Genomic DNA, 20,214 nt, shown 5'->3' with positions numbered 1-20,214 from the left:
CAACAAGCAAACAGGCCGCTCTCACCTTTTGGTGAAAGCGGCCTGTTTGCTCTTGCTGTACGGGATACATCAGATTGATTTTGTGAGAATGATTTCTAAAGGCTCATTGTCTAACAATAAACATCCGGCGTCTTTAAAGCCTAGTTTCCGGTAAAAATGCTGTGCATCTTCAGTTGCCAGGGTAGAGGTCATAAGCAATTCACAGCCCTGCTGTTTCATTTCTTTTGCCCAAAATGTAACGACTTGCTCACCTATCCCCTTACCTCGATACAACTCATCGATCCAGATCAAATTCATAAATGGTGTATTGTCCCAAAAGTAACTGTATCTCATGAAGCCAATATTGCTATCTTCAGCCTCACGCAGGATATATATTTCTTTGGCGTTTATTTTGCTCATTATGAGACGTTCTAATAGATGATGGTCACGTTCCACGAGATAATTGTAATCTCTCTCCGTTGCCCAATCGATCCTCATCGTATCGCTCCTGACACTCGAATACTAACCCTGTACCTTACGCGCCGCCTTATGGTTGGTTTCTAGCACAAGCTCTTCCAGCACTTCGTTCAGACGCAGCTTCAACTCGTCCACTAGCTCGACTTCACCTTGATCGTTACGGACAACCTGGGAATCCACGGCATATACGCCGCCCAAAATATGACGTGCGCCCAGCACGGACAGCACTGGCTTCAGCGCGTAATCAATGGAGAGCAGATGGGCTAAGCTGCCGCCCATGAAGAGGGGAAGCACGATTTTGCCGGCCAGTCCTTTTTGTGGCACCAGATCGAGAAAGGTCTTCAGCACGCCTGTATAGGACGCTTTATAAACGGGGCTGACCACGATTACCGCATCTGCTTCGGCCACTAGTCCATTCGCTTTGACAATCGACTCGCTCTCAAACTTGGTATGAATTAAATCCTCTGCTGGCAGCTCGGCGACATTAATGCGATCTACCTCAAACCCGCTCTGTCTTAAGCTGGCCTCTGCATATTCGATGACTGCATTGATGCGTGACACCAGGGATGGCGTTCCGTTAATGACTACAATTTTGGCCACTTCTACACCTCTTCCGTCCGGTTAACAGCCAACGCTGTTAATTCCGACTAAAATACTTTAAATTAGTTATAATCCTAACAAAGGAAGCTCATTATTGTCAAACTGACCTTAGCTTAGAAAGGTTAGTGCGTGCTTATGATTACCACGCGCCTGCCCCCTTGCACTCGCCATTTTCTTGCGCTATACTAGCAACAATATTACATCCCGATCAAGCCAATGAACGGCATCCAACCGTGAGGCGTCTGCGACCGGAGCAGCAGCTCCCTAAGTTTACCGGGTTTCGCCCGTTATAGCGATGACCAAAGAGGATCGATTTCATTTGTTGTTTATGCGAAATCGGTCAACCTGGGTGGCACCGCGAGCTGACGCTCCTCGTCCCATGGATGAGGGCGTTTTTTGTATTTTTTTAAGACAAAAGGAGCGAAACGCGGATGCTGGACATGAACTGGATCAGGGACAATGAGGAAATCGTTAGAAAGACAGCTGCATGGAAACAAGTGGATTTCCCGCTAGATGAGTTGCTAGAATGGGATGACAAACGGCGGAAGCTGCGCCAGGAAACCGAAGAGCACAGAGCCGCGCGGAATGGGCTGACCAAAGAGGTCGAGAAATGTCTGCGGCAGGGTGAAGCTACAGCTGGGGAGGCTGCCAAGGAACAAGTGCGGGAGATTAACCGCCGCTTAGATACATTGGAAGTTCATCTGGCCGAGGCGGACAGCCGAGTGGCGGAGCTGCTGCTGCTGGCTCCAAATCCGATATCGCCGGATACCCCCATCGGCCGCGATGACAGCGAGAATGTAGAGCTGCGGCAACAAGGAATAGTCCCGGAATTTGGCTTCGTGCTGCGCGACCATGTGAGCTTGGGCGAGTTGCATGATATCATCGATATTCCGCGCGGCGTCAAAGCAGGTGGACCCCGCAGCTATGTGCTCAAGGGTGCCGGCCTTTATCTACACCTCGCCGTGCAGCGGCTGGCGCTGGATGTATTGGCAGCACGCGGCTTCAGCGTGCTGGATGTGCCGGTGATTGTCCGCCCGGAATCGCTGGTGCGGACAGGATTTTTCCCTGGAGGGATGGATCAGACCTATGAGCTGAATGGGGAGAACCGCTGGCTGGCCGGAACGTCGGAGGTTTCGCTGGTCTCGCTCTATAGCGATGAGATCGTCGAACTCGAAGCACCGCTGCGACTGGCCGGGATGTCGGCTTGCTTCCGCCGCGAAGTGGGCTCGGCGGGACGAGATGTCCGCGGACTGTACCGCGTGCACCAGTTCTCGAAGATCGAGCAGGTGGTGTTATGCCGGAATGATGCTGGGGCATCGGAGAATATCCTGCAGGAAATTCTGGCCAACGCCGAGCATATTTTGCAACTGCTAGAGCTACCCTACCGAGTCGTGGCTGTCTGCAGTGGAGACATGTCGCTAAAGACACATAAGCAATACGATATCGAGACCTGGATGCCGAGCAGAGAAGCATACGGGGAGACTCATTCGGCCTCGAACTTGCTGGACTTTCAAGCCCGCCGGTCGAACATCCGTTACCGGGATGCGGATGGGCGGCTGCAATACTGTCATACCCTGAATAATACCGCAGTGGCTACGCCAAGAATTCTGATCCCGCTGCTGGAGAATCATCAGTTAGAGGATGGCAGCATCTATATTCCCCAGGCTTTGCGCAAATATATGGATGGCAAAGAGCGGTTAGAGCTTCCACAGAAGTAGATGTCATAACCACTTGAAGCCTGAAAGAATAGTATGACTTTAAGACAGCGATACTTGCTGTCTTTTTTTATTATTGCTCTAATAAAAGCCATAGACGTTATTGACCACATTTATTTTATCCAGAGATAATCATTACATTGATAGAGTAAATTTTTTAACACTTCTATCGTTCAAACATAACATGGAGTTAACAAAGAGGAACAATCGGTCATCTTTGTTAACTAAATATTTACTTTATATGTGGAATTATTACAATATCCTCTCTTCCTTTTGTGCAATGTGTATAAATTTACATAGTTTTGATTTTAATAATTTCAATTTTACTATATATTCATGTCAGACAACCTTTCATTTTACAATGAGATGATATATTTTAGTAGGTTGTAAATTATAGATGTGAGAGGGGTAGATTTCAACAATATGGATATTTCTAAAAAAATCAGGAAATTGTTGGTTTCAGGACTTGCACTATTAATGGTTGTCGGCAACATATTGCCAGCTACCTACACTGCCCAAGCAGCAACGAATAACAGTGAGGTTGTGATTTCACAGGTTTATGGCGGTGGTGGCAACAGTGGGGCTGAGTTTAAGAATGATTTCATTGAATTATATAATCCTACAGATGTAGCAGTAGATTTGACCGGTTGGAAGGTTCGTTACGCCAGTGCAACTGGTGCCTTCAGCGAGGTAGCAAGTGATACAACAAAAGTAACTACACTAACCGGCACCATCCAAGCTAAAAGCTATTATCTGATTCAACAGGCCACAGGAAGTGGCGGAACTAAGGAATTGCCTGCGCCTGACCTCATTGGAGCACTGGCTTTGGGAGGAACAAATGGCAAGGTTGACCTGGTCAACACCTCGAATCAATCCATTGATATTGTCGGCTTCGGTACGGCCACCGGCGTTGAAGGAACTGCAACCGCAGCCTTATCGAGCACGACCGCTGCCATCCGCAACGCTTCGACCCAAACTCCGGCAGACAATCGCGGACAAGATACAGATAACAATTCAGCAGACTTCCAGGTACAGGCGCCAGATCCACGCAACAGTACCTATGGCCACGCGCCAGTCACAGCAAGCTCCGTAACTGCTTCACCGACTCCCAACGCTTGGCCGGTTGGCACAGAAATTTCACTCAATTCTCCGACAGTAGGAGCGTCCGTGTATGCAGCCGTTTACGGATCGGGTGGAGCGAGTGGTTATACTCCTTACAATGCACCTATCCCGTTAACCGTAAATACAACCGTTTATGCTTACGCCTCAGAACCTAACCTGGCGGATAGTCCAGTGTCTAAATTTGACTATACGATTTTGTCCAAGACAGATATCGCAACTGCGCGCAGCGCAGCTAAATCACAGAATGTCTGGACGCAAGGTATCGTGACCCACATCGACGGATCAAAAATGTATATTCAGGATGATTCGGCCGGTATTGTACTTTATGGATTCCCGACATTTGCCAATATCGGAGATTCTGTGGAAGTCCGTGGGGCTATGGATATTTACAGTAACCTACAGGAAATCAAGACGCAATCCGGCCTTGAATCCACTGTTATTACAGAAAATGTAGGTGTACCTGCACCAAAATTGCTGACCGCAGCCGATTTGTCTGCGGCAAATGGTGAGAACCATGAAGGCGAGCTTGTGACCATGAATAATGTCACTATCATTAGTAAAAGCGGCAGCACAGTCACAGCAAGTCAAGGCGACCAGACTTTTACCATTTACTCGAGCTTGTCTCCACTGGTCGTGGGGAAAACCTTTGACAGTATTACAGGGGTTATTGAGCAGTTTAATGCTGTATATCGGTTCATTCCACTTAACGAGAGCGCATTAATAGAAGAAACTTTTTCCGTCATGGCCAGCCCTGCTGCAGGCCGGATCATTATTGGCAGCTCGGTAAGCCTCTCCAGTCCTACTGTCGGAGCAGGCATTTACTATACCCTTGATGGAACAGAACCGACGTCGGCAAGCACACTGTACTCCAGCCCGATTTTGGTCAACCAAGATGTTACCATCAAAGCCATTGCCGTAGCAGAAGGTCAAACCAGCAGTATTTACACTTTTGCCTATATTGCTTCGGAAATTCCGCGGATTCATGATATCCAGGGTGAGTCTCACACGTCAGAGTTTGCGGGTCAAACTGTGACTGATGTAGAAGGTATTGTCACACAATATGGCTACACATTCGCCACCGGAGCCTACAAAGGTTTCTTCCTGCAGGACAACAACCCGGATGAGAATGTGAATACCTCTGAAGGCATCTTCGTTTACAACACCAACACATCATTGAAACCTGCTATCGGAGATCTCGTTTCCGTCACAGGTTCTGTATCTGAATATAATGAAGGAAGCAGCACTAACCTGACATCTACACAAATTACTCTGAGCGCCATATCATTACTCTCTCCCAATGCCCCCCTGCCGGATCCAGTCGTTCTTGGCAAAGATGGACGGATAATACCCTCGTCTATTATTGACAATGATGAGATGACTAATTTCCAACCGGCGGAAGATGCTATTGATTTCTATGAATCCATGGAGGGCATGCTTGTTAAGCTGCCTACACCAACCATTCTTAGTCCTTACTGGACTAGCGGCGGTGGGAGCTCTCTTCTCTACAACATCCCGACAAGAGTCGACAATGGAACTGGAGAACTTATTACGCCAGCCGGCGGGCTTGTCCTGAAGGGACTCAACAATCTCAATCCTCAGCGGCTATTGATCGCTTATGGAGATCCTGGTAAGGAAGTAAATACCGGTGATACTTTTGTAGCAGACATTACTGGCGTCATCGGATACAACAACGGCAACTTTAAAGTCATTCCTGAATTCGGTAAACTGCCAGCCATTACCACAAACACCTTACAACAGGAAACATCCTCCCTTGTAGTCAATGAGGATAAACTGTTAATCGCATCATACAACATCGAGAACTACTATCCGGGCGTCGGAGCAACAAAAATCCAAAAGCTCGCCGAGTCCATTACCAACAATATGAAGAAACCAGATATTATCGGTGTAGTCGAAATGCAAGACAGCGATGGAGAAACCGATAATGGCATCGTTGAAGCGAGCGCTACGGAGCTGATTAATGCCATTGCACTTGCTGGCGGTCCTCTCTATCAATACATTGACGTAGCTCCTGCGAACAATCAGGACGGAGGCGCACCTGGCGGCAACATTCGCGTAGGTTTCCTCTATAATCCGCAAAGAGTCCAACTAGCAGACAGCGTAAATGGAATGAAAGGCACAGCTACACAAGCTATCGGCTACGATGCCACGGCAGATCAATTAACTTACAACCCAGGAAGAATCGATCCGACAAACTCCGCATTTGCGAGTTCACGGAAACCTCTTGCGGCCCAGTTTGTATTCGGCGGTGAGAAGGTGATTGTGATCGCCAATCATTTCAATTCCAAATCTGGAGACAACGGCCCATTTGGGAACGTTCAGCCTGCAGTGCTGTCAAGTGAAACGCAGCGACATCAAATTGCGGCGATCGTAAATGGCTTTGTCAAAGAAGTTCTGACGGTAAACCCAGATGCCAATATCGTCGCGCTTGGCGATCTTAACGATTTCCAGTTCACCCAAACAGCCACATTGTTAAAAGGAAATGAGCTTGACAATCTGATCAACAAACTGCCATTAAACGAGCAATATACGTATACCTATGACGGCAACTCTCAGGTGCTTGACCATATTCTGGTCAGTAAGAACCTGACTGCTTCATCCGAAGTGGACGTTGTCCACCTGAATGCTGATTTCTCGCCATCCAAAGGGCGGGTTTCCGATCATGATGCGGTAATGGCCCAGATTGATTTCACTCTGTTCCCGCTGACGATCTTGCACACGAACGATACACACGCGAATCTGGATACTACAAATTCACCGAACAACATCCTGCGCCGTGTAACGGCCATCAAGGATGCTAAGGCAAGCTCGACGAATCCGATCCTTGTGGATGCAGGCGATGTGTTCTCGGGCTCACTCTACTTCAACAAGTATCTCGGTCTAGCGGATCTTGAATTTATGAATCTGGTCGGTTATGACGCTATGACCTTCGGTAACCATGAATTTGACAAGGATTCCGATATTCTCTCTAAATTTATTGGCAAGGCTGAATTTCCTTTTGTCTCTTCCAACGTGAACTTCTCGGCAGATGCCATTCTGAGCAACATGTTCACGAATGAAATTGGCCAACCGGGCGCCGATGCAACTATCTACCCCGCGCTGATTATGGAAGTAGCTGGAGAAGAGGTCGGCTTGATCGGCCTGACAACCGAAGACACCGCTAATATTGCTTCTCCAGGTGCTGTAACCTTCGACGATGCCTTCGCTAAAGCCGAAGCAACTGTCGCGATGTTGCAGGCAGAGAATATTAACAAGATCATTGTTCTCTCACACCTTGGCTATGAAGAAGATATCAAACTGGCCCAAGCGGTTAATGGAATTGATGTCATCGTCGGAGGACACAGCCACACGAAATTGGATCAGGCCGTGGTCGATCACACCGACCCGAACGCACCGAAGCTTATTGTACAAGCCGGTGAGAAAGGATTGTTCCTCGGCAAACTGGAAGTGTTATTCGACCAAGCCGGCGTTCTGACTCAGTGGGAGGATCAATTGATCTCTATTGATGCGAAGACAGGTACGGTCTACAATATTGCCGAAGATCCTGAAGCCAAGCTAATCCTCGATACGGATTACAAACCGGGTATTCAGGAGTTGTCCAATACACAAGTCGGAAACACGGACGTTATCCTGAACGGTGTTCGGACTGATGTTCGCTCCAAAGAAACGAACATGGGTAACCTGATCGCTGACGGCATGCTGGATGCCGCCAAAGCAGCCGGCACCAACGCCGTAATTGCGTTGCAAAATGGCGGAGGTATCCGTGAGTCTATTAATGTGGGACCAATCACCCAAGGCGAAGTGTTGACAGTGCTTCCGTTCAACAATGATCTGGTCACGATCACCCTGACGGGACAAGAAATCAAAGATGCGATGGAGAACGGGGTCTCTACCATTACAACGACCAAAGACGGACGTTTCCCGCAAATTGCAGGTATGCGATTCTACTACGACTCGACGAAACCTGTGAATGAACGCGTTCTGCGTATTGAAGTGAAGAATGGAACCAACTACGTTCCGATTGATTTGAACACTTCCTATGAAGTAGCTACCAATGCATTTACAGCCAAAGGCGGGGATTTCTATGCCTCTCTGGAGAAGGCTTATAAAGAAGGCCGCGTAAATCTGTTGTATCTGCCAGATTATGATGTGTTCACGAAATATATCCAGAAAATTGGAACGGTTACTGCGACAACCTCCGCTGTCGAAGGCCGGATTGTTGATCTGTTGGGTGCACCGTTGCCGGATACGGCTATGCCTACTCCAACACCAACACCTGTAGGAGGATCTACCCCAGTTGCCACACCGACACCAAGTGCCACAGCAACGCCAGCACCAACTGCTGTAGCAATGGCAACGCCGCAAGTGACTACAATTACCGCAGCTGATCTGACCGCACAGCTGGCAAACCTGCCAACTGGCAGCAACGAGTTGGTTATCCCTGTTATAGCTTCTCAAGGCGGAGCTCAGATCAGTCTGCCGGGTAGTGTGCTCGTCTTGCAAGCCGCTGCACATCCTGATACAGTTCTTACCTTTACTACTACTGAAGGGATTTCCTATTCATTGCCACTCAGCATAGTGAACGGTGCCGCTCTTGCCGCTCAATTAGGCAGTAGTGATTTTACAATTACCCTATCTATGCTACAAGCAGATTCCGGAACGATCAGCACTGTGAACCAAGCTATCGCTTCTCTGCAAGGCTCTGTTACATTAGCTGCTCCGGTAATCGAATTCAGCATTACAGCTCAGGCTGGGAATAATAGCATGCCGCTGAACAGCTTTGGCAGCACTTTTGTTAATCGGACTATTAATGCCCCTGCCGCATTGAATCCGCAAAATGCAACAGCTGTTGTCTTCGATCCTGCTTCCGGCAAGCTTTCCTTCGTGCCTTCCGTGTTTATTACCAAGGCAGATGGAACGACCAATGTAACGATCAAACGAAACAGCAACAGTTATTACACAGTAGTGCAATCGACCAAATCTTTTGCAGATATTAACGGACACTGGGCCAAGTCATCCATTGATCTCCTGGCTTCCAAGCTGATCGTTAGCGGAACCAGCAGTACTACGTTCTCTCCTTCACAGTCGGTCACTCGTGCCGAGTTCGCGGCTCTAATCACACGCTCTCTGGGGCTGGCGACTGTAAACGGAGGAACAGCCTATAGTGATGTGAGCTCAAGCGCATGGTATGCCGATGGCATTAACACAGCCATGGCAGCCGGCCTAATCTCCGGTTACACCGATGGCAGCTTCAAACCGAGTAGTCCAATTACCCGTCAGGAAATGGCTGCTGTACTGGCCAGAGCCATCAAGTACACAGGTAAAACATTAAATGCCGATCCTGCCGCGCTGGCTAAGTTCAGTGACGCAGCCAGTCTTCCTGTTTGGTCCAAGACCGCAGTAGCTGAAATTGCTGCTGAAGGTATCATTCAGGGAGCAACAGATGGCTCCTTCGCTCCACAGAAGATGGCAACCCGCGCGGAAGCCGTGACCATGCTGGAGAAGACTCTGAAAGTACTGCAGTTTATTAATTAATCACAAGACTCGTCCTAGCTGTAAAGAATAAAGAGGCGATTCCCGGGGCAGCATAATGCCCCAGGGAATTGCCTCTCTTTTGCTAATGGAGCGCACACCTACAGTATACAACTTGATACTACATAACATTAATGTGCGTACTTACTATATTGAATGGAAACGAATAGAATGACTATATAGAAGTATAGAATCTATTACATTACATTGATAAGGAGCTTAAGATATGACTACGCAAAATACCATGAAAGCAATAGGTTTGTATAAATACTTATCCATCCAGCATACCGAAAGTTTAATAGATCTGGAACTGGATAAACCTGTTCCTACCGGTAAGGATCTATTGGTTAAAGTTAAGGCTATCTCCATAAATCCGGTGGATGTAAAAGTGCGGGCTCCGAAAGATAAGATTGAGTCCGCGCCAAAAATTCTGGGTTGGGATGTTGCCGGAGTTGTTGAGCAAGCAGGACCGGAATGCACATTATTTAAGCCTGGGGATGAAGTGTATTATGCCGGCAGCATTACGCGCCCTGGTGGCAATAGCGAATATCATCTAGTCGATGAACGAATAACTGGACAGAAGCCGGCTACGCTGGACTTTGCACACGCGGCGGCGTTACCTCTAACGGCAATAACCGCTTGGGAGGCGCTGTTCGAACGTCTGGGAATTTCTCTACACACATCCGAGTACGCCAATAAAACGATTTTGATTATCGGAGCTGCGGGAGGTGTAGGTTCAATAGCCATCCAATTGGCTAAATATGCCGGGCTAACGGTTATCGGTACGGCTTCACGTCCGGAGTCTACCGAGTGGGTTAAGGAGCTAGGTGCCGATCATATCATCAACCACTACAATGCCTTTGCTCCTCAATTAAAAGAGATCGGTGTGCAGTCTGTTGAATACATTCTCTGTTTGAACAGCACGGGTGAACATTGGGAGAACATGGCCGAAGTCATTGCTCCGCAAGGCAAGATCTGCTCGATCGTTGAAGAGGCTGAACCCCTGAATCTTACCCTACTCAAAAATAAAAGTGTAACGTTTGTCTGGGAATTTATGTTCACCCGTTCCATGTTCCAGACTGCAGACATGATTATACAGCATGAACTGTTGAATGAGGTCGCCCAGCTAGTCGATTCGGGTATCCTTCGCACCACCTTGACCGAAAGGCTTACACCGATCAACGCTGCTACCCTGCGTAAGGCACATGCTTTGCTTGAATCCGGCCGTACAGTGGGCAAGGTTGTTGTAGAAACCTTCTAATCCTTTCAGAAATAGATACATCCATTTGGGTGGAATATAACCGGCATTGATACGGAAGCTTAAAACCTCCGCGTCAATGCCGTTTTTTTCTATTCCAGTATTCAGGCTTGATTTATGTTGATTAATGAGATGTGTTCCATTATAATCGAATTATGAGTAAGTTCTATAAACATAGAACAAACTTTCTCTTTGAAAAAGAAAGGTGACCCCAAGATGAATTATAAAGTGGAAGTAGATTTCGCCCCCATTTATGAATGTGTGACCAGCGTGACATTATTTCTAAGCAAACAGAACCATAATGCCATGGATGCGGGCAAACCCTGGGTCCGGGAGGTTCAAGATAAATTTCAGCCTGCTGGACTTCAGAAATTGCAGGAAGCCGGGAAGATACTCGATGACTTCAACCTATTCCCCTATATCTGGAGCTGCACAGAGGAGCGTTCCGTTAGCGGATTTCTGGATTGGCTAGACGCTTTATCCTCCGGTCAGTTGTATGAGATCGCCGCCCGATTTGCACAATCCGTTCCAGCCCATCTTACCGATCTGCGGAACCTGGCATCTGAAGTCCTGCGGGAATGGGACGCGCGCTATTTCAAAGATATTAATTCCGAGATAATCACAGGCCTTCAACGAGAGGCCGAATCCAGGCAGTCTGTACTGAATGACACCAATGATATGGAAGTCTACGAGCAGGCGACAGAGGGCATGCGGCTTTATCCTACTGACCACCTAAAGAAAGTCATTATTATACCTCAATATCATGCCCGTCCCTTGGTTACAACTTCACAATTTGATGAGTTTGTGTTTACTACCTACTCCTGCGATGTCCTCCCTCCAGAAGCGGGACGTCCCACTCCTAGTCTGCTGCGCCTTACACGGGCTCTTTCGGATGAGACGCGTCTGTACATTCTTCGTTTGCTCACGGGTAAACAAATGAACTTTACGGAGATCGTAAGAAATGTGGGGATATCCAAAAGCACGATTCATTACCATCTTATCGCGCTGCGCGCAGCTGGGCTTGTGATCGTACATTCTCAAGGCAAAAGTACAGAATATAGCCTGCGATTAGAGGCGCTCGATGGACTCCCTCATCGGATTGGATCTTATCTGAAGAGTTAAATAATGACGGATCAAAAATGAAAAGATAAGGAGAGAAATTTGTGCTGAAACGGGGATATTATAGTCTGCTGGTTACGATTTCTCTGAGCTCCTTCGGGGATGCTTTTGGACTACTTGCCATGGAATGGCTCGTTTATGATCTAACCGGCTCCAAGCTCGCCATGGGGGCGTTGGCACTCAGCTCCGGCATCCCTGAGTTACTCCTGCGCCTGCTCGGTTCACCGCTGTCCGACCGACTAAACCGTGGTCGCATTATGGCCAGCTTAGCGGCAGTACGCCTGCTTGCTTTGGCGCTTCCACTGGTCATGGGCCTCACTGGGCAGCTGCAGTTGTGGCATTTATTCCTCGCTGCAGCACTTAGCGGAGCCTGTGCAGCCCTGTTCATGCCAACGGCGATGGCCGTGATTCCCGGTGTTGCTGACGGTCAGAAGCTGGTCCGTGCTTTTGCCATTATCGACGGCTGCAAGAACGCCGCCGCTCTGCTCGGTCCCGCTTTGGCTGGCGCTATGACAGCCGCTAGCGGAGCACTGCCAGCGCTGGGCATCAATACGATCTGTTATACAATTGCCATCGCCACCCTGCTGCGCCTACCGAAAATGCAAAAGCCTCCCAAAGTCCAGGCCTCCTTCTCTATTGCTGCTTACGTGCGGGAAATCGGTGAAGGTTTCTCCTTCTATAAGCAGTTCCCGGCGATGCTAGCTATTATGGGAATGGTGTCCATTAGTAATATGAGCTCTATTGCGATGTGGACGATGATGGTTCCTTATGTCCGAGAGGTGTTGCATCGGGATGCCGTTGCTATGGGAACCTTAACGACTGCCTCTGCATTTGGCGCTTTAGTTGGACTCGGCGTTATTTCCTGGGTGGGCGAAATCAAGCGGAGGCGGACCGCTATGCTATGCAGTCTTGCGGCAATCGGTCTCTTCAATTCACTGCTCGGACTGATCCCGAGCTTCCCGCTTGTGCTAATTGCGCTATTTGCTGCCGGAGTTGCATCACCCTTCTTCGGCTCACTAAGCTCATCATTGCATGGAAGGCTAGTTCCCGGAAATCTACAGGGACGTGTCAACTCGATCCGTTTTCTGATCGGCGGTGGTCTGCAGCCTATCGGTGCTTTTGCAGGCGGAGCTATAGCCCAGCTCTACAGTGTGCCGGTTCTGTTTGTGGTCATGGGCCTCCTGCCTGTTGTTTGCTCAGGAGCAGCCCTGTTTCTTCCCAGTCTGAGGGAGTTGAATGGCGATCTATCCTCCTTGGAAGCCAGAAATCGGCTAAAAAACAGTGGTACTCCAGCACAAATAGGTGATGTCCCGGTTTAAACCATCACCTATTTGTATCTCTTTTATTACCTGTTCCGCTCCATCCAGTTTACCGCATAGTCCACAATCTCCCGCTGCGGGATTAACTGGGCTGAGGCAGCAGCTATATGCCCGTATGTAATTAAACCCGTCTCCCCTTGGAACTGCTCCGCAAGCTGCACGAAATCATCAGAATCCCATTCCTGCTCCTTGAACTCTACCCATTGTCTGCTCCCTTCGAGCATCATCGGCGCTCCGGCAATCCCTTCCTTCTTCCCTGCAAAAGAAGCCCGGCATTCCGCCAGATGAAGCGAAGTATTGTTAAGATTACCTACCCCGAGCAGCAGAATCCTTCCTTCCAGCTCATAGATACGAGCCAGCGGTGAGTCTTCACCGAGGGAATGATCAAGTCCATGATCCTTTATAATCACATCCCTGTACTTGCCCCAAGCCGCGAAGGAACTGAGCGGATGGCTGCTGCGTCGCACCCCTTTTTGCTTACGAAAGCAGTCCGGAATAACGCCCATCCCTCTCAAAAGAGTCAAATCCGGATCATATGCGGGCATCTGCTCACGAATACTCTGCCACCAGTCTTGGGGTACCGGAGGATTACTCCAGCCTGCCGGATCGGACAGATCACCAGAGTGGGTCGGCATAATTAAGGTCCCCTCTTCTCCCAATACCTCTTCAAGGGCAAGAATAACAGCGACAGGGCCGCCTGCCACCCATTCACCCAACGATTTGAAGGAAGAATGCACCAAAATCGTCATCCCTGACCGTATACCCAGTCGCCGGAAATCTTCTGCCAATGTTTGTACCGTGATTAATTTCCCCTGAACCTCTTCCATCCTGCATTCCTCCACACTCTCATACTACAATCTTACATATATTATAGCATTCTGAGGTTAGTCTCATTATTAGAGAAATAAGAAGGATGATTTATGGCGTGGACATATTAATTCTTATCTTTGCAAAAAAAACGCCCCAGTCAGCCATTCACATGGCCGACTGGGACACCCCTAAATTCAGAACTAGAATAAGCGTACTTTAGTAGACGGAAAGTTCAAAGAGTGAAGGTCCATAAGGCGGAAAATGTTTTCCCGTCATGTACAAGCGAACATATCGGCCGCTAACCTCTTTGCTGCTTAAATCCACCGTTTCTGTCCAATTCGTGCTCTCTGTATCACGATCCAGTGTTTCCACTGTTCTCCAGTCTGTGGTACCCTCTTCAGTGATTATATCTGCTACCTGAATCTCGAGCTGGGAGGCATAAGCCCTTTCCCAGTTGATCACAAGACTCTCGATATCCTGCTCGCTTCCCAGATCAACGTAGATCCATTCTTCCGGAAGCTCAAGATTCCAATCGGCCTGCCAGCGTGTATTAAGATTTCCGTCCGTAATGAAAAGCGGACTATACTCGAAGAAGCTGGAAGCTACAACAGGTTTATGCAGAGCCAGATTAACATCCACATCGGCTGCCACCACAACTTGCGTAACAAGTGCATCTTCGTAACCTGCTGCTTTGATCACCACAGGATAGCTTCCAGCCTCGGTAAATACGCTTGCTTTCAGGGTCGCAATACCGGAGGTAACCAGGTAATCGGTAGCCTTGACCAGCTCTTTAGCACTAACAGTAATGCCGGAAATCGCATTCTCCCAGTCACCATTCGTTAGAAAGGTCAGATCAAGATTGCTGCCCAGTTTATTATCGCTTGTGTCAGCCGTCACAGCTGGAGCTGTCAGCTTTGTTGGATCGGGCTCAGGACTTCCTCCACCTTCCTGACCGCCCAACAGTATACCGTGCACTTCAACTTCCCACAATGAATAGCCGTAAGTTGTGCCTCTTGCCGAGCCCAACATGCGTACATGGCGCGCTTCAGCATTGTTTAACACGATCGTATCGAACCCGCCATTGCCTGCCGCTTCCGTGTAAACGTCGGTCCAATCGCTTTCACTAGGAACTGCTGCGGTAGCGACCTGAATTTTGTAGGTTTTGCCGAAGGCTCCTTCCCAGTTCAGCACAAGGGTATCTATGCTGTAAAGCGCGCCGAGATCAACGGCGACCCACTGCGGATCGTTCGCTTCAGACTCCCAACGTGTAGATCCAATGCCATCGAAAGCTTTACCGGCGCTCTGCGAACCTGTTGAAGCCGTCGCAGTTTTGCCGATAGCAATGTTCGGAGAAGCGGTCGTTACTTGTTGCGTGACCTCATTAGCACCATAACCTTCAGCCAGAACGGAGACTGTATAGGTATTAATAGAAGGGAATAGTACTGCATCTAGTAAAATCCTCCCCGCTTCGATCACAACTTTATCCATAGGAACCGTCACACCATTGATTTTGATGGCACTGATGGCATTGCGCCATGCCTCTTGATCAGCGAAATTCACTTCGATGTTGTTGCCGATTTTATTCTCAGTTGTATCATTCGTCAGCGCCGGACCACTTTTGACTTCCTTAAGACTGATGTCATCGATACGGATCAGATGTTCTACATCCGGTGTTGTTGCTGTAGCGGTGATGACATTGCCAAGTAAATACTTCAACGACAGTGTCGTTGCAGCTGTTGGCTTTATTACAGTGGTATAAACTGCTGTCGGATCGCTTGTGATCGGGAACGCAACTTGTTGATTGTTATTATAGCCGCTTAGCTCAATCAGAATCGGGCGGTCGACGGTTGACCATGCACGGAAGTTAAGCTCATAGGTCTTACCCGCTTCCAGCTTAATCCCAGATTGCGTCAGTTGCGTGTACCAGCTCACAGGAACTCCCGGTGGGCCCCACTCTAAGGTGATACCGCCAAAATAATGAATGTTAAGATTTGCGGTTTGGTCGACAACTTCAAAGGTAGAGTCGCCCTTCGTACCTACCCAATGCTCCCAACTGGCGGTTCCTTTGTCGAAGCTACCGTTAGTAACCAGATTGCCATCGCTCGCAATCAAGGATTGGCTAAGCGTCACATCGGCATAGCCGGTTGCCTTCACCGTAATTTGATGCGTACCTACGGAATCGAATGCATCTGTAGCAAGCACGATGACTCCCGGTAGCACGGTGAATTTATTGCTTGGGAGCGGCTGTCCATCCACAAGGACGGAAGTTATAGCTGTGCGCCATGCTTCATTATCTGTAAAGCTTAGTTGAATGGGTTGACCCACTCGAACATCTGTACTGTCTGCACTTACCGTCTGTGGACGCTTTAACGGTGCATTTTGCACCTCCAGTACAACATTTCGGAAGAAGACATCATGTGCACCGGCAGGAGCCTGCGGTGTTTTGCCAAGCAAGAACTTCAGCGCCACATTGTCATCGACCGACGGCTTAAACGTATACTCAAAATGCTTCCAATCCGTACCGAGCGTTATTGCATTCGAATCAAAGCGTCTGGTGTACGCCGCATTCTCAAGCGTCGCCTGGGAATCGCGGGCGACAGATGCCTTCGCATCAAATGCGAGTACGTACGTAAAGCCTTTGGTTAAGTTTAAATTGGATTGGTTCAGCATTACATTCCACGCCTCGGTGCCAACAGTACTCACCGCTACCTTCGCCACACCCTCTGAGGCGCTGAAGTTCGCGACAGCACCTTGTGTGAAGGGCTCCCAGCCGGTCAGCCCAGCGGAGAAATCACCATTATTCAGTGGATACAGACTGACTTTACTGTAATCGGCGTTGTTGTTCGTCGTACGAATAAGTCTTATGTTATCCAAGGTGATGGAAGCGCTGCCTATGCCAAGATCAAAAATCAACTGGCCTTCTGTATCGCTGATCTGTGAAGGCATCTCAAATGTTACCGTTTTCTTATCGGAGGGGGTACCCACTGCGATATTGCCTTTTTGATAGTAGATGGTAGCTCCATTCTTACTCACGAACTGTACGCCGATCGTCCGCTCCATAGCGGCCTTAGCGTCAAAGGTTAGCTCGTAAGTATCCGATTGCAACAGATTGATTCCTTGTTGTGCCAATTGAATCGATTCGGGTGCAGTTCCTGCATCCTGAATATCGACTGTCAGCTTCTGCGTTGAAGGGTCTACAATAGCTGTAGCTGCCGCTTCGGTTGTCTTGAAGCTCCAGTATTTCAGACGATCCATCGTACCCAGATCGAAACCGCCATTATAGATATGATTGCTGTCTTCAAGCGGTGTCTTCGCTCCGTTCGGATCGATGATTTGGTCGGTTTCCTCCAGTCGCACATTGCCGATCCAGATCGTATTCGTATTCAAACCCACATTGAATTCTAAGCGCGCTGCCAAATCGGTTGTGTTTGCCATTTGGAAACGGTATTCGTAATGCTGCAGCCCTGTCTTCAGTGCCACATCGAAATTGTCTGAATACGCCGACCAGGCGTTGTCTCCGTCTCCGCCCATCTTGACCAACATCGAACGAGCTTCAGAGGCCTTGGCATCAAAGCTCAGCTTATAGATATGACCTCTAACGAGTGGGGCATACTGAATCATTTGCAGTGCATACGACTGGTTACCGCCGTTCGTAGGTTTTATTTTGGCATAATTATGACCATTAATGGCTTCAATTGAAGCGCTGCCCGCACCACTGTAGTCCGGCGTATGCAGGAAGTTCCACTTGTCCGCCGAGAGCGTCTGAGTGCCGCTGTTAATATCGGTCAATCCTTTATCAAAGTTTGGATCGGCAATATAGCTGCCATCCACCGGCTGCCGCGCTTCTGCAGGAATTGGTTCATTCGTCAGAACGGGTTCGACCGGCTCATGATAAGGCTTACCGGACAGTTCATATGCCCGGACATAGTCTACTTGCATGTCAGCAGGCACCTTGGAGTCAGGTGGAAGCAGATTGCTGTCAAAGACACCGCCGACCGCCATGTTCAAAATGATATAGAAGGGCTTGTTAAACGGCGCCGGGAACGCATATTTATCCGGTTGGCCGATCCCTTCGCTGCTCCACTCTTTAACAGTTTTAAACACAATCCCGTCCACATACCAACGGATTTCTCCTGGTTCCCATTCCACACCATACGTGTGATAGTTGGTTATCGAATCACCTTGCGGAAATAAGTAATCACCACCAGTAGATTTGTTATTCGGCCATTGCTTACCGAAGTGAATCGTACCCGCGACTTGATCCGTCAGTCGTCCGCGCGCTTCCATAATATCGAGTTCACCCGAGGATGCCCATGTTCCATATTCGCTGTCTTTAGGCATCATCCAAAAAGCAGGCCACAGACCCTGACCCTCTGGCAGCTTGATGCGCGCTTCAAACTTGCCGTACTGCTTCGTAAAGGTTGGCGATGTCCAGAGACGGCCGGACGTGTACGGTTTGCCACTCACGGTCTGCTTCTTCGCCGTAATCGTAAGTTTGCCGTCTTGAACCTTCAGGTTATTCTTCGAATAGTACTGCTGCTCATTATTGCCCCAGCCATCGAGTCCATAATCCGCTCCGGTGCCTTCCTGATAAGCCCATTTATCAAGGTCTACACCGTTTGTATCCACATTGGAACCGCTTCCAGTGAATTCATCACTCCAGATTAGATCCCACTTCCCGATCGTCTGTAGCAGCGTAGCATCCGTGTATCCCGTTGCCTTGATCGTAATAGCGACATCACCAACCGCCGTAATGGCTGCTGTTTTAATCGTTAGTACACCAGAGGTGATCACGTAGTCTGTATCCTTTACAAGCTTTTTGCCGTCCAGAACAACGTCTGTAATGGCTTCCCGCCATGCCGGGCTGTCTGTGAATGTAATCTTTACGTCCTTGCCCAGCACGTTGTCCGTTGTCTCCGCTCCCAACTTCGGTGCGGTCTGCGGTTGGCTCGGGGTATTCGTCGGAGTACTCGTTGGGGTGCTTGTCGGAGTACTTGTCGGAGTACTCGTTGGAGCGCTTGTCGTACCGCCACCTACGCTTACGACCGGACTCGGCGATGATGTCGCCGTAGCTACCGGAGTGCTATCCTTAACCACACCCCCAACACTTACTACGCTTGTGCTGCCTTCAACCAATGGTTTATCATTCAGCGTTGTTCCGCTTGAGGCCGTTTGTAACTCAGTAATGCTGCCTTTAACGCTCAGCGCTGTGCCCACCGCCTTCTCTTCAACAATCAGCTTGGCGACAACAACCTGTTCACCAACCTCGATAGTAGCTCCGCTCTCTACATTCATTTCACCAACCTGAGAGTTTCCACCAAGAACAATGCGTACCGGCCCCTCAGATTTGCTTACGATAATAGAACCGACCTGTGAGTTATTGACATGTACCGAATGGGAACCGCCGCCATTTACATAGAGCGTACCCTTGATATTCATATGCTCCAGCGTAACATCTCCCTCACCAACACCGATCGTCACTAGGACATCTCCATTGACCTCTGCGTCCTTGATCGTAGCTCCGGAACTTGCAATCAAAATATTGCCGCTTGCCTTTAAGTTCTTATATGTGCCAGGCGAGTGCACAATTTCACCGGCCAGCCGGTCCAGCAACACAATCGCCTCAGCACGTGAAATCGGCTGCAGGGGGCGAAGTGTCTCATCTGCGAAGCCCTTTATATATCCGCCTGCGACGAGGCTTGCCAAAGGAGCTTCGGCGAATGCCGCGATCCTACTCTTGTCTGCAAAGCCTGACAATAAATTTGTATCCGCTTTCACAAGTGGGAAAATTGCTGCGACCATCTTCGCCGCCTCTTGCCGGGTAACCGCTGCCTCCGGCTTGAATTGCCCATCTGGATATCCAGCGATATAACCTGCCTGTTTGGCGATCGCTACCTGATCGGCATACCATTTACCCGCAGCCACATCGCTGAACGACTGCTCTGACTTGGCACTGAAACCGAACAGCGTATTGACCAGCTTCGAGAATTCAGCTCGGCTGACTTCGTCCCCTGGCCGAAATTCCCCCTCACTGCCATTCGCCAGTCCAAGCGCCGACCATTTGTCGATCTGCGCCTGCGCCCAATTCCCCTGGACGTCCTCGAATAAGGATTGCGCAGCTGGTTTATCTTCAGCTGCTGACACCGTAAGCGGCTCCCTCGTTGCAGATCCCGCCCAGCCGGTTCCAGCCGACCCTGCCAATAGCACAGCACTGAGCAGAATGGAAACACATTTCCGTTGCAGCTTGAATTGTCTCTTCGTCATT

Annotated in this window: 9 protein-coding genes; 5 read left to right on the top strand and 4 right to left on the bottom strand. The window is 49.1% G+C overall.

Annotation, left to right across the window (positions count from 1 at the left end; genetic code table 11):
• Positions 1 to 69: 69 nt before the first annotated feature.
• Both GJB61_RS20685 and ssuE read right to left on the bottom strand, forming a co-directional pair.
• A complete protein-coding gene (locus GJB61_RS20685; RefSeq protein WP_154120914.1) occupies positions 70 to 477 on the bottom strand; it encodes a GNAT family N-acetyltransferase in 408 nt (135 codons plus the stop codon).
• Positions 478 to 501: 24 nt separating this feature from the next.
• Entirely contained in the window at positions 502 to 1,056 is a 555-nt protein-coding gene (gene ssuE / locus GJB61_RS20680; protein ID WP_338115992.1) for an NADPH-dependent FMN reductase, read from the bottom strand.
• 431 nt (positions 1,057 to 1,487) lie between these two features.
• On the opposite strand from ssuE, the gene serS reads away from it, so the two are divergent.
• The 5 genes from serS to GJB61_RS20655 all read left to right on the top strand — a co-directional run bounded on the left by serS (position 1,488) and on the right by GJB61_RS20655 (position 13,139).
• Positions 1,488 to 2,774: a serine--tRNA ligase gene (gene serS, locus GJB61_RS20675; RefSeq protein ID WP_154120913.1), complete on the top strand. Its 1,287-nt coding sequence runs from the start codon at positions 1,488 to 1,490 to the stop codon at positions 2,772 to 2,774.
• Between the two features lie 420 nt (positions 2,775 to 3,194).
• Positions 3,195 to 9,446 (top strand): 5'-nucleotidase C-terminal domain-containing protein, encoded by a 6,252-nt coding sequence (locus tag GJB61_RS20670; RefSeq protein ID WP_154120912.1) that lies wholly within the window; start codon positions 3,195 to 3,197, stop codon positions 9,444 to 9,446.
• 223 nt (positions 9,447 to 9,669) lie between these two features.
• Positions 9,670 to 10,704, top strand: coding sequence for a zinc-binding alcohol dehydrogenase family protein (locus tag GJB61_RS20665; protein WP_229522121.1), 1,035 nt, complete (start codon positions 9,670 to 9,672; stop codon positions 10,702 to 10,704).
• A 213-nt stretch (positions 10,705 to 10,917) separates the two neighbouring features.
• Complete coding sequence (locus GJB61_RS20660) at positions 10,918 to 11,823, top strand: ArsR/SmtB family transcription factor (protein ID WP_154120911.1); 906 nt, start codon at positions 10,918 to 10,920, stop codon at positions 11,821 to 11,823.
• Between the two features lie 41 nt (positions 11,824 to 11,864).
• Entirely contained in the window at positions 11,865 to 13,139 is a 1,275-nt protein-coding gene (locus GJB61_RS20655) for an MFS transporter (RefSeq protein WP_154120910.1), read from the top strand.
• Between the two features lie 26 nt (positions 13,140 to 13,165).
• On the opposite strand, the gene GJB61_RS20650 is transcribed toward GJB61_RS20655, so the two are convergent.
• Positions 13,166 to 13,966, bottom strand: coding sequence for an AAC(3) family N-acetyltransferase (locus tag GJB61_RS20650; protein ID WP_154120909.1), 801 nt, complete (start codon positions 13,964 to 13,966; stop codon positions 13,166 to 13,168).
• 199 nt (positions 13,967 to 14,165) lie between these two features.
• Positions 14,166 to 20,213 (bottom strand): hemoblobin-interacting domain-containing protein, encoded by a 6,048-nt coding sequence (locus tag GJB61_RS20645; RefSeq protein WP_154120908.1) that lies wholly within the window; start codon positions 20,211 to 20,213, stop codon positions 14,166 to 14,168.
• Between the last annotated feature and the right edge of the window lies 1 nt (position 20,214).

Origin of the sequence: Paenibacillus monticola (assembly GCF_009664975.1) — a bacterium.
Classification (GTDB): Bacteria; Bacillota; Bacilli; order Paenibacillales; family Paenibacillaceae; genus Paenibacillus_AQ; species Paenibacillus_AQ monticola.
Note: the sequence above shows the minus strand (reverse complement) of the source record. Positions and strands in the feature narration are given on the sequence as shown.